Source organism: Burkholderia sp. MSMB1589WGS (genome assembly GCF_001636105.1).
Classification (GTDB): Bacteria; Pseudomonadota; Gammaproteobacteria; order Burkholderiales; family Burkholderiaceae; genus Burkholderia; species Burkholderia humptydooensis.
The window spans coordinates 901,869-917,158 of sequence record NZ_LNJT01000007.1; the positions used below are offsets into that span (position 1 = coordinate 901,869).

Here is a 15,290-nt window from a genome sequence, read left to right on the forward strand (position 1 = left end):
GCTGCTTGAGCAGCGCTTTTTTTCACGTGCCTGCGAGACGGCGCCGTGCGTTACGCGGGGAACACTCCCGTCGACAGATAACGATCACCGCGGTCGCAGACAACGAACACGATCGTCGCATTCTCGACCTGCCGCGCGACGCGCAGTGCGACTTCGCATGCGCCGCCCGACGAGATGCCGCAGAAGATGCCTTCGACGGCCGCGAGCTTGCGCGCCATCGCTTCGGACGCGGCCTGGCTCACGTTCTCGACGCGATCGATGCGGCTGCGATCGAAAATTTTCGGCAGATACGCTTCCGGCCACTTGCGGATGCCGGGAATGCGCGAGCCCTCGTCGGGCTGCGCGCCGACGATCTCGACGTTCGCATTCCTTTCCTTCAGATACCGCGACGTGCCCATGATCGTGCCCGTCGTGCCCATCGCGGATACGAAGTGCGTAATGCGGCCCTCGGTCTCGCGCCAGATTTCGGGGCCGGTGCCTTCGTAATGCGCGAGCGGATTGTCCGGATTCGCGAACTGGTCGAGAATCACGCCCTTGCCTTCGCGCTGCATCTGGTCGGCAAGGTCGCGCGCGAATTCCATGCCGCCCTTCACCGGCGTCAGCACGATCTCCGCGCCATACGCGGCCATGCTCTGACGACGCTCGACGGACAGATCCTCCGGCATGATCAGCACCATCTTGTAGCCGCGGATCGCCGCCGCCATCGCGAGCGCGATGCCGGTGTTGCCGCTCGTCGCCTCGATCAGCGTGTCGCCCGGCTTGATCGTGCCGCGCTCTTCCGCCTTGCGGATCATCGACAGCGCGGGACGGTCCTTCACCGAGCCCGCCGGATTGTTGCCTTCCAGCTTCGCGAGAATCACATTGTTGCGCTCGCGAATCTCGTCGTCCGGCAAGCGGACGAGTTGCACGAGCGGCGTATTGCCGATCGTGTCTTCGATAGTTTTGTAAGCCATGAACGTCACGTTTATCCGATGCCGATGAACGGGTCGATTGTAAACCAGCGGAGAAACATGCGCGCCGATGGCCATCAAGCCTGCCACCGAAAGCGCCCGGCCTTCCGGCGCTCGATGTGCTCGATGTGCGCGAGCCGCCCGACGTTCATGATTGCCGCGCCAGCCGAGGCCCGCGCGACATACGCACGCGCGAGTACGCTGCGTGGCGGCCATGCAAAAAGCCCGCGGCACGCGCCGCGGGAATTCGCCGCCGAAGCGGCGCCTGAAGGAGGCATCACCCTGCCGCCGGCCGCTCGATTGCGAGAGGCCGCCAGCACCAGAATCGTCAGCAGCCCGGATTATTTCTTGCCGGCCGCCGCCGCTTTCTGCGGCGCCGCGGCTGCGGCGGGCGCGCGGGCCGCACCGATCGCGAGGCCCTCGGCCTGCAAGCGCTCGACCGTCTTGCCGCCCATGCCCTTCACTCTGTGCGCGAGATCGGCCGCGTCCTTGAACGGGCCGTGCGCGGCCCGCTCGTCGACGATCGCCTTGGCTTTCGCCGGGCCGATGCCCCTGATGCCGCGAAGCGCATCGTCGTTCGCGACGTTGACGTCGACGGCAGCCCATCCGTGCGCGGCCGCGGCGCACAGCGCGACCGTCGCGAGAAGTTTCTTCAGCATCTGGATCTCCGTGGAAAAACGGCCGGCGGCTGCCGACCGTGAGACCCAGTCTAAGGAGGCGGGCGCGCCGCTTACAGTTGGCCGAACAGCCAACGAACGTAGCGATCGACGCCTTCCTGCACCGTCAGGAACAGCGCATCGTAGCCGGCCGCGCGCAGCTTCGTCTGGTCGGCCTGCGTGAAGCACTGGTATTTGCCGCGCAGCGCGTCCGGAAACTGTACGTATTCGACGAGCCCCTGCTCGACCTGCTCGGCGAGCGTGAGCGCGGACTTGCCTTCGAGCGCGCGCAGCGTGTTGACGACCGTCGTCGCGATGTCGTTGAACGGCTGCGCGCGGCCGGTGCCGAGATTGAAGATGCCCGACTTCTCCGGATGATCGAAGAAATACAGGTTCACCCTCGCAACGTCCTCGACCGACACGAAATCGCGCGTCTGCTCGCCCGGGCCGTAGCCGTTGTACTCGCCGAACAGCTTGACCTTGCCCTCGGCGCGGAACTGGTTGAAGTTGTGGAACGCGACTGACGCCATGCGCCCCTTGTGCGACTCGCGCGGCCCGTACACGTTGAAGTAGCGAAAGCCCGCGATCTGGCTCTTCGCGCTCGGCATCACGCGACGGATCACCTGATCGAACAGGAACTTCGAATAGCCGTACACGTTGAGCGGCGCCTCGACCTCGCGCTCCTCGACGAAGCGGCTCGAGCCGCCGTAGATCGCGGCCGACGACGCATACAGGAACTGCGCGCCCTGCGCGAGGCACGCGTCGAGCACCGCGCGGCTGTAGCGGAAGTTGTTGTCCATCATGTAGCGGCCGTCGGTTTCCATCGTGTCCGAGCAGGCGCCTTCGTGGAATACCGCGCGCACCTTGCCGAAGTCGCCGCGCGCGAAGCGCTCGACGAATTCGGTCTTGTCGAGATAGTCGTCGATCTCGCAATCGACGAGGTTCCTGAACTTGTCCGCGCGCGTCAGGTTGTCGACCGCGATGATGCGCGTCTCGCCGCGCTCGTTCAGCGCCTTGACGATGTTCGCGCCGATGAAGCCGGCCGCGCCGGTAACGATGAGAGTCATGATCGTTCTGCCGATGAGAGTGTGCGTATGGCGCGCGGGCGGCGCGCGCCGGTGTCGTTCAATGAAACAGTTCGTCGTACTCGACGGTCGCGGTGCCGAGCTTGCCGACCACGATGCCCGCCGCGCGATTCGCCAGCACCACCGCTTCGACGAGCGGCAGCCCGGCGCCGAGCATCGTCGCGACGGTCGCGATCACCGTGTCGCCCGCGCCCGACACATCGTACACTTCGCGCGCGAGCGCGCTCACGTGCAGTTCCCCGTCGTTCGAGAAGAGCGTCATCCCCTCTTCCGAGCGCGTGAGCAGCAGCGCATCGAGCGCGAGCGCTTCGCGCAGCTTCGTGACGCGCGCGCGCAGATCGTCCTCGGACGTCCACCGCCCGACGACCTCGCGCAACTCCGCGCGGTTCGGCGTGATCAGCGACGCGCCGCGATAGCGCGCCCAGTCGGCGCCCTTCGGATCGACGAGCACGGGCTTGCCCGCCGCGCGCGCCTTCGCGATCATCGTCGTCACGTGCGTGAGCCCGCCCTTCGCGTAGTCGGACATCAGCACGACGTCGTACGACGGCAGCAGCGCGTCGAAGCGCGCGAGCCCCGCGAGCAGCACCTCGTGCGTCGGCGACGCCTCGAAGTCGACGCGCAGCAATTGCTGCTGCTGCGCGAGCACGCGCAGCTTGATCGTCGTCGGCAGCGACGGATCGCGCTCGAGATACGGCGTCACGCCGCTCTCGCCGAGCAGCTCGACGATCCGCTCGCCCGGCTCGTCGCGCCCGACGACGCACAGCAGGCCCGCCTGGCCGCCGAGCGTCACCGCATTGCGCGCGACGTTCGCCGCGCCGCCCAGCCGTTCCTCCTGCCGCTGCACGTGCACGACGGGCACGGGCGCCTCGGGCGAGATCCGGTTGACGTTGCCGAACCAATAGCGATCGAGCATTACGTCGCCGACGACGAGCACGCGCGATTTCGCGATCTGCTCGCGCGGCACGGCGCGCGCGGTCGCGGCGAGCGCCGCGCGCTTATCCGCGCTCGGAAGAGAAAGGCTCGACATAGGGGCGTCCAATGGCGTGGTAATCGATGCCGAGCTCGGCCATCGCGTCGGGTTCGTACAGGTTGCGGCCGTCGAAGATCACGGGCGCCTTCAGCACCGATTTCAGATGCGCGAAGTCCGGGCTCTTGAATTCCTTCCATTCGGTGACGATGACGAGCGCGTCCGCGCCCGCGAGCGCATCGTCGGCCGAATCGACGAACGCGAGCCGCGCGAGCGCGTCGGGCCCGTCGTGCAGATCGAGCGCGAACACGCGCCGAGCCTCGTCGAGCGCGACGGGATCGTACGCGCGCACCGTCGCGCCGCGCGCGAGCAGCGACGCGATCAGGCGCCGGCTCGGCGCTTCGCGCATGTCGTCGGTGTTCGGCTTGAACGCAAGCCCCCAGACGGCGAACGTGCGGCCCGCCAGATCGGCGCCGTAGCGCTGCGCGATCTTGTCGAGCAGCACGTTCTTCTGCGCGTGGTTCACGTCCTCGACCGCCTCGAGAATCCTGAGCGGCTGACCGTTCTCGCTCGCGGTGCGGATGAGCGCCTGCACGTCCTTCGGAAAGCACGAGCCGCCGTAGCCGACGCCCGCATACAGGAAGTGATAGCCGATCCGCGGATCGGAGCCGATCCCGCGCCGCACCGCCTCGATGTCGGCGCCGACGCGGTCCGCGAGATTCGACATCTCGTTCATGAACGAGATGCGCGTCGCGAGCATCGCGTTCGCCGCGTATTTCGAGAACTCGGCCGAGCGCACGTCCATGTAGATCGTGCGCTCGTGATTGCGGTTGAACGGCGCGTAGAGCTTCTTCATCCTCTCGCGGGCGATCGCGCCCGCCGCGTCGTCGTCGACGCCGATGATGATCCGGTCGGGCCGCATGAAATCGTCGACGGCCGCCCCCTCCTTCAAGAACTCGGGATTCGACACGACCGAGAAGCGATGCTCGGCGCTGCCCGCGAGGCCGCGCGCCGCGAGCGCCTCGTCGATCACCGCGTGCACGCGCTGCGCGGTGCCGACGGGCACCGTCGACTTGTCGACGATCACCTTGTAGCCCGTCATGTGGCGGCCGATGCTGCGCGCCGCCTCGAGCACGTATTGCAGGTCCGCGGAGCCGTCCTCGTCGGGTGGCGTGCCGACCGCAATGAACTGGATCTCGCCGTGCGCGACGCTCGCCGCGACGTCGGTCGAGAACGTGATGCGTCCCGCCGCTCGGGTGCGCGCGATGATTTCCTGCAGCCCGGGTTCGTGAATCGGCATGCCGCCGTTGTTCAGGATGTCGATCTTGCGGGGATCGACGTCGAGGCAGAACACGTCGTGGCCGATCTCGGCGAGACACGCGCCGGTGACGAGGCCCACATAGCCCGTGCCGATGATGGTGATCTTCATAAGTATTCCGATGATTCGCTCGAGCGGACGGCGTCCGCCCGGTTCAGGCCGCAGGCGGCGTCGCGCCGGCCCGCGCGGCCTGCCCCATTACCGCCCCATTACCACCCCATTACGCAACGGCGGGTTCGACGCGCCGCGGCGCATAGGTTTCCCAGCCGCTGCATCCAGGGCACTGCCAATAGAAGAGGCGCGCCCGGAAACCGCAATTCTGGCATGTATATCGTGGCAGATTCTTGGTGCGCTGCCTGACGAGCGCGCGCATCATCTCGAGCTCCGCGCGGCGCGGCTCGTCGGCCGCGGCGATCTGCGCGTCGAGCAGATGCAGCATGCCGGACAGGTTCGGCGCCTTTTCCATCTGCGAACGTGCGAGCGCGTGCGCGACGCCGTTGCCGCGCAGTTGCGCGACGTACTGATAGACGACGTCGAGCAGATCGTTCGACGGATAGCGCTGCGCATAGCCCGTCAGCAGTTCGGCGCCTTCGGCCGCCCGATCGAGCGCCGTGTACGATTTCATCAGCCTGTCGGCGACGAGCGGCAGGTACGCGGGATTCTGCGTCTCGATCCGGCGCCAGTGCTCGATCGCCGCGCGATGGTCGCCCGCCGCGGCGGCCGCGTCGCCCGACAGGATCGCCGCGCGCGCGTTCTGCGGATTCACCGCGAGCGCGTCGCGCAGATGCCCGGCCGCGAGCTCGGCGTTCTTGCGCTGCAGCGCATCCTGCGCAAGCTCGCAATGGAACTGCGCAATCTCCGTCACAAGACGCGGCGCGCCCATCGATTCGATCCGCGTCGCGGTGTCGATCGACTTGTTCCAGTCCTTCTCGATCTCGTAGATCGTGAGGAGCGCGCGCTGCGCGTCGAGCGCGTAGTCGCCTTCGGCGAGCATGCGGAACGTCTCTTCCGCGCGGTCGAGCAAGCCCGCCTTCAGGAAATCCTGGCCGAGCTCGAAGAGCGCGTGGTCGCGCTCGTTCACGGGCAGATCGTTGCGGCTCAAGAGGTTCTGATGAACGCGGATCGCGCGGTCCGTTTCGCCGCGGCGGCGAAACAGGTTGCCGAGCGCGAAGTGCAGCTCGACCGTTTCTGGGTCGAGCTTCGCGACTTCGATGAACGCGTCGATCGCTTTGTCCGGCTGCTCGTTCAGCAGGAAATTCAGGCCGCGAAAATACGAGCGCGGCAGGTTCGCGCTCTCGGACAGCAGCTTGTTGAGGTCGTAGCGCGACGCCATCCAGCCGAGCGCGAACGCGACGGGGATGGCGAGCAGCCACCAGAAATCGAGATCCATGCAACGTGTGTCGAAAAAAACCTGGGCCGCGCATCGTGCGCGGCGTCGGCATCGTTAAATGACGGGCGGCATCGGCGGCTGGTCGACGACGGCCGGGTTCTCGCGCACGGCGCGCAAGTCGCGCTTCAGGCGGCCGTTCTCCATCCGCATCCGGAAGATCGCGGGCAATGCCGACAGCAACCCCGCGATCAGCCCGACGCCGAAGAACGCGAGACCGATCAGGATCAGCGGAGCCTGCCAGTTGTAGCCGGCGAGGAAATTCAGCGTCGCGCTTTGCGTATTCGCCAACGCGAGCACGAGCAGCAGCACGAACACCAGCACACGGATCAACCAGACGATGAACTTCATGACTCCCTCTCTTTGACTGAGATTGTTCGGCGGCGCATGCGACTCCCCTTCGCAGCGTCTCGGGCGCCCCGTATTGTAAAGGAAGCGTTTCGCGCTTCGTGAATCGCTTGCGCGGCGCTTGACGCGCTTCGCGAAACGCGCGTGGCGCGCCCAAAGAAAAAGCGCCCCGCAAGGGGCGCTTTCTTTCAGCCATGCTGGCTCGACCTCGGCTGCGACGGAACCGTCACTGGCCGTCTTCCGGCTCGTCGTTCTTCAACGGCTCGCCGGCGCGGCCGTCGACGCGCTCGCGCAATTCCTTGCCTGGCTTGAAGTGCGGCACGCGCTTCTCGGGCACCTGCACCTTCTCCCCCGACTTCGGATTGCGCCCGACGCGCGCCGGGCGACGGTTCAGACCGAAGCTGCCGAAGCCGCGAATTTCGATGCGATGCCCTTTCGACAATGCGTCGGACATCGCATCGAGCATCGTTTTCACCGCGAAATCCGCATCCTTCAACACGAGCTGCGGAAATCGCGATGCCAACTGGGCGACCAACTCGGATTTGGTCATACTTCAGCAGACCTCGCGAGGCTTACTGGTTCTGGCCGTCGAGCTTCGCCTTCAGCAGCGCGCCGAGGTTGGTCGTACCGGTCGCGGCGGAGCTCGAATCGGCTTGCAGGCCGCGCATCGCTTCCTGCTGCTCGGCCGAATCCTTCGCCTTGATCGACAGGTTGATGCCGCGCGACTTGCGATCGATGTTGATCACCATCGCGTTGACCTTCTCGCCTTCCTTCAGCACGTTGCGAGCGTCTTCGACGCGATCCTGCGAGATTTCCGACGCGCGCAGGTAGCCTTCGACGTCCGGCGTCAGCGTGATGACCGCGCCCTTCGCATCGACCGACTTCACGACGCCGTCGACGATCGAGCCCTTGTCGTTCATCGCGACGTAGTTGCTGAACGGATCGCCTTCGAGCTGCTTGATGCCAAGCGAAATGCGTTCCTTCTCGACGTCGATGCCGAGCACGATTGCCTCGACTTCGTCGCCCTTCTTGTACTTGCGAACCGCTTCTTCGCCCGCTTCGCTCCACGACAGGTCCGACAGGTGGACCAGGCCGTCGATGCCGCCCGGCAGACCGATGAACACGCCGAAATCGGTGATCGACTTGATCGCGCCCGTGATCTTGTCGCCCTTCTTGAAGTTGCGGCTGAAGTCGTCCCACGGATTCGGCTTGCACTGCTTCATGCCGAGGCTGATACGACGACGGTCTTCGTCGATCTCGAGCACCATGACTTCGACTTCGTCGCCGAGCTGAACGACCTTCGACGGAGCGACGTTCTTGTTCGTCCAGTCCATTTCCGACACGTGCACCAGGCCCTCGATGCCCGATTCCACTTCGACGAACGCGCCGTAATCGGTGATGTTCGTGACCTTGCCGAACAGGCGCGTGCCCGACGGGTAGCGGCGCGAGATGCCTTCCCACGGATCATCGCCAAGCTGCTTGATGCCGAGCGACACGCGGTTCTTCTCTTGGTCGAACTTGAGGATCTTCGCGGTGACTTCCTGGCCGACCGACAGGACTTCGCTCGGGTGACGCACGCGGCGCCATGCGATGTCGGTGATGTGCAGCAGGCCGTCGATGCCGCCCAGATCCACGAACGCGCCGTAATCGGTGATGTTCTTGACGACGCCGTTGACGATCGCGCCTTCCTTGAGCGTCTCGAGCAGCTTCGCGCGCTCTTCGCCCTGCGTGGCTTCGATCACCGCGCGGCGCGACAGCACGACGTTGTTACGCTTGCGGTCGAGCTTGATCACGCGGAATTCGAGCGTCTTGCCTTCGTACGGCGTCGTGTCCTTGACGGGACGCGTGTCGACGAGCGAGCCCGGCAGGAACGCGCGGATGCCGTTGACCATCACCGTCATGCCGCCCTTCACCTTGCCGGTGATCGTGCCCGTGACGAGTTCGTTGTTGTCGAGCGCCTTTTCCAGCGACAGCCACGAAGCGAGGCGCTTCGCCTTGTCGCGCGACAGGATCGTGTCGCCGTAGCCGTTTTCCAGCGCGTCGATCGCGACGGAAACGAAATCGCCCGCCTGGACCTCAACCTCGCCCTGATCGTTCAGGAATTCCTCGATGGGAATGTAAGCCTCGGACTTGAGGCCTGCGTTGACGACCACGAAGTTGTGGTCGACACGCACGACTTCGGCGGAGATCACCTCGCCGGCGCGCATGTCTTGGCGGGTGAGCGACTCTTCGAACAGAGCCGCGAAGGATTCGGTATTCGGGTTGGAGGTTTGCAGGTCGGACATAAAAATCGGTTTGTGCGTGGTTTCGCTCTACCGCCCGCGCCGGCCGCAACGGCTGGCGACGCGCCCGCGAATCCACACGGGGTTAAGGGTTTAACACACGCTTCGCGCGTCGCGCGAAGCACCACTACCTACGCTTTCGCCCCTCTTTCAAGCGGGCTGGCCGAGCTCCCGATACCACGCGAGCACCTGTTCGACCGATTGCTCGATCGTCAAGGCCGACGTGTCGAGGGGCCTGGCGTCCGCCGCAGGCCTGAGCGGCGCGGCGGCGCGATTGCTGTCGCGTGCGTCACGTTCGCGCAAATCCTGAAGCAAGTTATCTATGTTAGCAGAAAAACCTTTTTGCATCAATTGCTTATGCCGGCGCGCGGCGCGCGCCTCGACGCTCGCCGTCAGGAACACCTTCAGCACCGCGTCCGGAAAGATCACCGTCCCCATGTCGCGGCCGTCCGCGACGAGCCCCGGCGTCTTGCGGAACGCGCGCTGCCGCGCGACGAGCGCCGCGCGCACCGGAGCGTGGACGGCGATCGCCGACGCCCGGTTGCCGACCGCCTCCGCCCGGATCTCGTCGGACACGTCGATGCCGTCGAGCTGCGCACAGCCCTCGCGAAACGTGATGTGCAGGCCGTCGACCAGCTTGGCGAGCGCATCGGCGTCATCGGGCGCGACCTGGTAGCGGATGCTCGCGAGCGCCGCGAGCCGGTACAGCGCGCCGCTGTCGAGCAGGTGAAAGCCGAGGTGCGCGGCGACGAGCGCCGCGACGGTGCCCTTGCCGGACGCCGTCGGGCCGTCGATCGTGATAACTGGGGTCGGGTGAAAAGGTCGAGTCGATTTCATCGGGTCAATGCGGGCGTCACGCGGTCGCGAGCGCCAGAAAACGGTCGAAATAGTCGGGGAACGTCTTGCCGACGCACTTCGGATCGTTGATGCGCACGGGCACGCCGCCCAGGCTCACGAGCGAGAAGCACATCGCCATCCGGTGGTCGTCGTAGGTGTCGATCGACGCGTTCGGCACGAGTTGCGCGGGCGGCGTCACGACGAGATAGTCGGCGCCCTCCTCGACCGTCGCGCCGAGCTTGCGCAGTTCGGCCGCCATCGCGGCGATCCGGTCGGTCTCCTTCACGCGCCAGCTACCGATGTTGCGCAGCGTGCTCGTGCCGCCGGCGAACAGCGCGGCGACGGCGATCGTCATCGCAGCGTCCGGAATCAGGTTGAAGTCCATGTCGATCGGCGCGAGCTTGCCGTGGTCGTGGCCGATGCCGCGCACCTCGATCCAGTCGTCGCCCATCGTCACGTTCGCGCCCATCTGCATCAGCGCGTTCGCGAAGCCGACGTCGCCCTGGATGCTCGCGCGGCCAACGCCCTCGACGCGCAACGGCCCGCCGCCCAACGCGCCCGCCGCGAGGAAGTACGACGCCGACGACGCGTCGCCCTCCACCATGATCGCGCCGGGCGACCGGTAGCGCACGCCCGCCGGCACCGTGAAGCGCTGCCAGCCGTCGCGCTCCACCGTCACGCCGAAGCGCGCCATCAGCTTGATCGTGATCTCGATGTACGGCTTCGAGATCAGCTCGCCGTCGATCTCGACGACGCTCGCGCCATCCTTCGCCTTCACGAGCGGCAACGTCATCAGGAGCGCGGTCAGGAACTGGCTCGACACGTCGCCGCGCACACGGATCGGCGCGTCGACCGAAATCGCCGCGGGCCGGATCCTGAGCGGCGGGAAGCCCTCGTTGCCTTCGTAGTCGATCTGCGCGCCAATCTGGCGCAGCCCGTCGACGAGGTCGCCGATCGGGCGCTCGTGCATCCGCGGCACGCCGTGGATCCGGTAGTCGCCGCCGTTGACCGCGAGCGCCGCGGTCAGCGGCCGCACCGCGGTGCCCGCGTTGCCGAGGAAGAGATCCGCGGTCTTCGCGGTGAACGCGCCGCGCGTGCCGCCGACGACGCAGGTGTCGCCGTTGCGCGACAGCTTCACGCCGAGCTTCGCCAGCGCGTCGAGCATCACGCGCGTATCGTCGGAATCGAGCAGGTTCGTGACGGTCGTCTCGCCCTCCGCGAGCGCCGCGAGCAGCAGCACGCGGTTCGAGATGCTCTTCGAGCCGGGCAGACGCACCGTGCCTTGCGCATGGGAGAACGGGCCGAGATCGAGATGTTCCATGTGAGATCCTGTTCCAGGAGTGTCTGAACGGACAGCGGGAGCGGGCTTCGCGCCACGCTCGCGCCATGCGGCGCGCGCGGCGCGCGAGCGCGCGAACACGGCTTCGAGCGCCGCGCCGTCGCCCGCGTCGATCGCCGCGCGCAACCGCGCGAGCACGGCGGTGTACGCGTCGAGCTCGTCGAGGAGCGCCGCGCGGTTCGCGAGGCAGACATCGCGCCACATTTCCGGGCTCGACGCGGCGATGCGCGTGAAATCGCGGAAACCACCCGCCGCATACGAAAACTTCAGCTCGGCGTCGGATTCGCCGAGAATCTGCTCGACGAGCGCGAACGACAGCACGTGCGGCAGATGGCTCACCGCCGCGAACACGCGGTCGTGCCGCTCGGCGCTCATCGCGCGCACGTCGGCGCGCGCCGCGCGCCACATCGCCTCGATGCGCGCGAGCGCGTGCGGCGCATTCTCCGGCAGCGCACACAGCACGACGTTGCGGCCGACGTACAGATCGGCGAGCGCCGCTTCGACGCCGCTCGCTTCACGCCCGGCGATCGGGTGCCCCGGCACGAACTGGCCGATCCGCACGCCTAGCGCCGCGCGCGCGGCCGCGACGACGTCCGACTTCGTGCTGCCTGCGTCGGTGACGATCGTCGATGCGTCGAGAAACGGCGCGATTCGCGCAAGAAGCGGTCCCGTCTGCGCGACGGGCGCCGCGAGCAGCACGAGGTCCGCGCCCGCGAGCGCGTCGCGCAGTTGCGCGTCGTCGTCGAGCGCAGCCGCGCGGTCGATCACGCGCCGCGCGAGCGCGCGCTCGATCGACGCCGCCGAGCGGCCGACGCCGACCACCTCGCGCCTGCCGCCCGACGCGCCTTCGCGCAATGCGAGCGCGAGCGAGCCGCCGATCAGCCCGACGCCGAAAATCACCAGTTTGTCGAAAGAAAAGCCTGACACGACGAGAGCCAAGTAACGCGCGTCCGGGACGGGCCCGGGCGCGCAAGGGTCAATATCGAACGGTCGCCTGCCCGAGGCGCGCGGCCGGGCCGCGAAGTCGGCCGCCACGCGCCTGCGCCAGCCGTCGCTTTACGCTCGTTGCCACTTCGGCCGACGCGGCCAACACGACTGCGGCGACGCGCGGCGCAGCGCGACGCGCATCACCGCGCGCGCGGATACGAACCGAGAATCTTCAGGAATGCCGCCTTCTTGCCGAGCTCCGCGAGCGCGCGCTGGACGGCGGCGTCGTCGCGGTGCCCTTCGATGTCGATGTAGAAGTAATACTCCCACGTGCCGACCCGCGCCGGGCGCGACTCGAAGCGCGTCATCGACACGCCGTGCCGCGCGAGCGGCTCGAGCAGCTTGAACACCGCGCCCGGCTCGTTCTTCACCGATACGATGAGCGACGTCTGGTCATGCCCGCTCGGCCCGGCCGGCTCCTTGCCGATCACGGCGAAGCGCGTGCGGTTGTGCGGGTCGTCCTGGATCAGCGCATACGCGATCTGCAGCCCGTAGTGCGTCGCCGCGCGGTCGCCCGCGATCGCGGCGATCGTCGCGTCGTCGGCCGCGAGCCGCGCGGCTTGCGCGTTGCTCGCCACCGCCTGCCGCTCGAGATGCGGCACGTTCGAGGCGAGCCATTGCTGGCACTGCGCGAGCGCCTGCGCGTGCGCGCAGACGCGCTTCACGCCGTCAAGCTTGCCCGTCTGCGTGAGCAGGTTGTGGTGGACCGGCAGCGACAGCTCGCCGCCGATCAGAAGCTGCGTATGCAGCAGCAGATCGAGCGTGCGCGACACCGCGCCTTCCGACGAATTCTCGACCGGCACGACGCCGAACGTCGCGGCGCCCGCCTCGACCGAGCGGAACACTTCGTCGATCGACGGGCAAGGCAGCCCTTCGATCGATTGCCCGAAGTAGTCGAACATCGCCTGTTCGCTGTAGGTGCCGACGGGCCCGAGGAACGCAACGTGGATCGTCTGTTCGAGATCGCGGCTCGCCGCCATGATCTCGCGCCAGATCGCGCTGATGTGCTCGCTCGCGAGCGGCCCGGCGCTCATGTCCTGCAAGCGCGCGATCACCTGCTGCTCGCGCTCCGGCCGGAACACGGGCGCGTTGAAGTGCTTCTTGACCTCGCCGACCTCGAGCGCGACCGCCGCGCGCTGATTCAGCAGCGCGATGAGCTGCGAGTCGATCGCGTCGATGCGCTCGCGCAGGGGTTTCAGGCGGGAATTGAGTTCGTCGTCCATGAATTGGCCAGCAATGCGTAAGGAGCGGCGCGCGTCACGCGCAGCGCCGCTCGAAATCCTTCATGTACTCCACGAGCGCCTGCACGCCCGCGAGCGGCACCGCGTTGTAGATCGACGCCCGCATGCCGCCGACGGACTTGTGGCCCTTCAACTGCAGCAGCCCGCGCTCCTTAGCGCCGGCGAGGAAGTCTTCGTTGCGCGATTCGTCGGCGAGGAAGAACGGCACGTTCATCCGCGAACGCGCCGACTTCTCGACCTTGTTCAGATAGAAGCTGCTCGCGTCGATCGCGCCGTACAGCAGCTTCGATTTTTCGATGTTGCGCGCCTCGATCTCGGCCAGGCCGCCCTGCGCCTTCAGCCACTTGAACACCAGCCCCGCGATGTAGATCGCGTAGGTGGGCGGCGTGTTGTAGAGCGAATTGTTGAGCGCGACCGTCTTCCATTCGAACGCCGACGGGCAGATCGACAGCGCGCGGTCGAGCAGATCCTCGCGCACGATCACGAGCGTCACGCCCGCCATCCCGATGTTCTTCTGCGCGCCGCCGAAGATCGCGCCGTACTTCTCGATGTCGATCGGGCGCGACAGGATGTGCGACGACACGTCGGCGACGAGCGGCACGTTGCCGAGATCGGGGATGTCGAACGTCTCGACGCCGTCGATCGTCTCGTTCGTGCAGAGGTGCACGTACGCCGGATCGTCGGACATTTGCCATTCGGAGAACGCCGGCACGCGCGTGAAGCCCGCGTCCGTCCTGCCCGTCGCGGCGAGATGCGGCGTGCAGTATTTCTTCGCCTCGTTGAACGACTTCTGCGACCACGAGCCCGTGACGACGAAGTCGGCCGTCGCGCGCGAGCCGAGCAGATTCATCGGCACGATCGCGTTCTCGGCGATCCCCCCGCCCTGCAGGAACAGGATCCGGTAGTTCGCGGGCACGTCGAGCAGCTCGCGCAGGTCGGCGAGCGCGGCCTCGTGGATCGACATGAACTCCTTGCCGCGATGGCTCATTTCCATCACGCTCATGCCGCTGCCGTTCCAGTCGAGCATTTCGGCGGCCGCCTGACGCAGCACTTCCTCGGGCAGCGCCGCGGGACCGGCGGAGAAATTAAAGACGCGCATCGTGAAAAACCTCGGAAGGGACCCGGCCGCTTCGAACCGGCCGAATGCCGCGCGGGAAAAGGAAATGGCCGCTTGCGCTATCGCGCAAACGGCCATTATCGCACTGTCCTGACGAACCCGCCAAACCCGCGCGACGAACGCCGCCCGGGCCGGCGAGCCTCAGCCGATGCGGCTTACTTGCCCGGCTTGACTGCCGCGACTTCCTTGTCGGCCTGGTCGCGCGTCGCCTTGATCGCCTGCGGCATGTACTTCTGCATCAGGCCGTTCACGACGTCGCGGCCGACCTGATCCTGCACCTGAATGAACTTGCGGCCCGTCGGGCTCTTGTAGAACGTCGTCAGATCCTTGATCTCCGACGTGCTGTAGTACTTCGCATACGCGTCGTACTGGGCCTGCATCGCATCGCTCGTGAACTGCTGCGTGCCGAACACCTTGCCCGCGCCGTCGACGAGCTTCGGCACCGCGTTCTTCTGCAGCGTCGGCACGGCGGCCTGCTTCTGCTTGTCGTTCAGCGTCTTGTTCTCCGACAGCGCGTCCGACAGGATCGCCGGCACGAGCTGCTTCGACTGCATCTCGGCGCTGTTCGCGATCGCCGACACGAGCTTCGGCGCGTCGATTGCGTCGAGCAGATCCTTGATCGCCGCCTTCTTGTCTGCGTCGATCGGAGCAGCGGCCGCCGGAGCCGAAGACTGGTTCGACAGCGATTGCGCCATTGCGAATGCCGGAACCATCGCCGCCAGCAGGACCAGTTGCTTGAATCGTTTTTGCATCATCACTCCCTCATGGAAATATGT

At 66.7% G+C, this 15,290-nt stretch carries 14 protein-coding genes and 1 pseudogene; all 15 read right to left on the bottom strand.

From position 1 onward, the window contains the following. Positions 1 to 50: 50 nt before the first annotated feature. Positions 51 to 953: a cysteine synthase CysM gene (gene cysM, locus WT16_RS12115; protein ID WP_009916396.1), complete on the bottom strand. Its 903-nt coding sequence runs from the start codon at positions 951 to 953 to the stop codon at positions 51 to 53. Positions 954 to 1,291: 338 nt separating this feature from the next. Beyond that, on the bottom strand, positions 1,292 to 1,609 hold the full coding sequence (locus tag WT16_RS12125) for a helix-hairpin-helix domain-containing protein (RefSeq protein WP_015601656.1): 318 nt from the start codon (positions 1,607 to 1,609) through the stop codon (positions 1,292 to 1,294). Positions 1,610 to 1,680: 71 nt separating this feature from the next. After that, positions 1,681 to 2,673 (bottom strand): ADP-glyceromanno-heptose 6-epimerase, encoded by a 993-nt coding sequence (gene rfaD, locus WT16_RS12130; RefSeq protein ID WP_063533413.1) that lies wholly within the window; start codon positions 2,671 to 2,673, stop codon positions 1,681 to 1,683. A 58-nt stretch (positions 2,674 to 2,731) separates the two neighbouring features. Continuing rightward, on the bottom strand, positions 2,732 to 3,718 hold the full coding sequence (rfaE1, locus tag WT16_RS12135; RefSeq protein ID WP_009916397.1) for a D-glycero-beta-D-manno-heptose-7-phosphate kinase: 987 nt from the start codon (positions 3,716 to 3,718) through the stop codon (positions 2,732 to 2,734). Then, positions 3,687 to 5,087 carry a UDP-glucose/GDP-mannose dehydrogenase family protein gene (locus tag WT16_RS12140; protein ID WP_015600060.1) on the bottom strand — a complete coding sequence of 467 codons (1,401 nt, stop codon included), beginning with the start codon at positions 5,085 to 5,087 and terminating at the stop codon, positions 3,687 to 3,689. The genes rfaE1 and WT16_RS12140 overlap by 32 nt, the downstream gene beginning before the upstream one ends. Positions 5,088 to 5,196: 109 nt before the next feature. Then, positions 5,197 to 6,366: a lipopolysaccharide assembly protein LapB gene (gene lapB, locus WT16_RS12145; RefSeq protein WP_006025718.1), complete on the bottom strand. Its 1,170-nt coding sequence runs from the start codon at positions 6,364 to 6,366 to the stop codon at positions 5,197 to 5,199. Between the two features lie 54 nt (positions 6,367 to 6,420). After that, the gene (locus WT16_RS12150; protein WP_004195986.1) at positions 6,421 to 6,714 is read right to left on the bottom strand and encodes a LapA family protein; all 294 of its coding nucleotides are present in this window, start codon (positions 6,712 to 6,714) and stop codon (positions 6,421 to 6,423) included. Between the two features lie 223 nt (positions 6,715 to 6,937). After that, entirely contained in the window at positions 6,938 to 7,261 is a 324-nt protein-coding gene (locus WT16_RS12155; RefSeq protein WP_009916398.1) for an integration host factor subunit beta, read from the bottom strand. Between the two features lie 22 nt (positions 7,262 to 7,283). After that, positions 7,284 to 8,996, bottom strand: a complete 1,713-nt coding sequence (gene rpsA, locus WT16_RS12160) for a 30S ribosomal protein S1 (RefSeq protein WP_006025716.1) — start codon at positions 8,994 to 8,996, stop codon at positions 7,284 to 7,286. Positions 8,997 to 9,143: 147 nt separating this feature from the next. After that, positions 9,144 to 9,830, bottom strand: coding sequence for a cytidylate kinase CmK (gene cmK / locus WT16_RS12165; RefSeq protein WP_059934044.1), 687 nt, complete (start codon positions 9,828 to 9,830; stop codon positions 9,144 to 9,146). A 16-nt stretch (positions 9,831 to 9,846) separates the two neighbouring features. After that, a complete protein-coding gene (gene aroA / locus WT16_RS35600; RefSeq protein ID WP_063533850.1) occupies positions 9,847 to 11,151 on the bottom strand; it encodes a 3-phosphoshikimate 1-carboxyvinyltransferase in 1,305 nt (434 codons plus the stop codon). 105 nt (positions 11,152 to 11,256) lie between these two features. Continuing rightward, positions 11,257 to 12,204, bottom strand: a pseudogene (locus WT16_RS35605) (prephenate dehydrogenase/arogenate dehydrogenase family protein); the annotation flags it as partial. A gap of 92 nt (positions 12,205 to 12,296) precedes the next feature. Then, positions 12,297 to 13,379, bottom strand: coding sequence for a prephenate dehydratase (gene pheA / locus WT16_RS12175; RefSeq protein ID WP_015600290.1), 1,083 nt, complete (start codon positions 13,377 to 13,379; stop codon positions 12,297 to 12,299). A gap of 34 nt (positions 13,380 to 13,413) precedes the next feature. Further along, positions 13,414 to 14,496 carry a 3-phosphoserine/phosphohydroxythreonine transaminase gene (gene serC, locus WT16_RS12180; RefSeq protein ID WP_015602168.1) on the bottom strand — a complete coding sequence of 361 codons (1,083 nt, stop codon included), beginning with the start codon at positions 14,494 to 14,496 and terminating at the stop codon, positions 13,414 to 13,416. A gap of 173 nt (positions 14,497 to 14,669) precedes the next feature. Beyond that, a complete protein-coding gene (locus WT16_RS12185; protein ID WP_009916801.1) occupies positions 14,670 to 15,266 on the bottom strand; it encodes a DUF2059 domain-containing protein in 597 nt (198 codons plus the stop codon). Positions 15,267 to 15,290: the final 24 nt, after the last annotated feature.

Excerpts from the sequence above, each read along its gene's own strand:
- WT16_RS12150 (WP_004195986.1), bottom strand. The coding sequence starts at position 6,714 with ATGAAGTTCATCGTCTGGTTGATCCGTGTGCTGGTGTTCGTGCTGCTG.
- cysM (WP_009916396.1), bottom strand. The coding sequence starts at position 953 with ATGGCTTACAAAACTATCGAAGACACGATCGGCAATACGCCGCTCGTG.
- rpsA (WP_006025716.1), bottom strand. The coding sequence starts at position 8,996 with ATGTCCGACCTGCAAACCTCCAACCCGAATACCGAATCCTTCGCGGCT.
- pheA (WP_015600290.1), bottom strand. The coding sequence starts at position 13,379 with ATGGACGACGAACTCAATTCCCGCCTGAAACCCCTGCGCGAGCGCATC.
- aroA (WP_063533850.1), bottom strand. The coding sequence starts at position 11,151 with ATGGAACATCTCGATCTCGGCCCGTTCTCCCATGCGCAAGGCACGGTG.
- WT16_RS12125 (WP_015601656.1), bottom strand. The coding sequence starts at position 1,609 with ATGCTGAAGAAACTTCTCGCGACGGTCGCGCTGTGCGCCGCGGCCGCG.
- serC (WP_015602168.1), bottom strand. The coding sequence starts at position 14,496 with ATGCGCGTCTTTAATTTCTCCGCCGGTCCCGCGGCGCTGCCCGAGGAA.
- cmK (WP_059934044.1), bottom strand. The coding sequence starts at position 9,830 with ATGAAATCGACTCGACCTTTTCACCCGACCCCAGTTATCACGATCGAC.
- rfaE1 (WP_009916397.1), bottom strand. The coding sequence starts at position 3,718 with ATGTCGAGCCTTTCTCTTCCGAGCGCGGATAAGCGCGCGGCGCTCGCC.
- rfaD (WP_063533413.1), bottom strand. The coding sequence starts at position 2,673 with ATGACTCTCATCGTTACCGGCGCGGCCGGCTTCATCGGCGCGAACATC.
- lapB (WP_006025718.1), bottom strand. The coding sequence starts at position 6,366 with ATGGATCTCGATTTCTGGTGGCTGCTCGCCATCCCCGTCGCGTTCGCG.
- WT16_RS12140 (WP_015600060.1), bottom strand. The coding sequence starts at position 5,087 with ATGAAGATCACCATCATCGGCACGGGCTATGTGGGCCTCGTCACCGGC.
- WT16_RS12155 (WP_009916398.1), bottom strand. The coding sequence starts at position 7,261 with ATGACCAAATCCGAGTTGGTCGCCCAGTTGGCATCGCGATTTCCGCAG.
- WT16_RS12185 (WP_009916801.1), bottom strand. The coding sequence starts at position 15,266 with ATGCAAAAACGATTCAAGCAACTGGTCCTGCTGGCGGCGATGGTTCCG.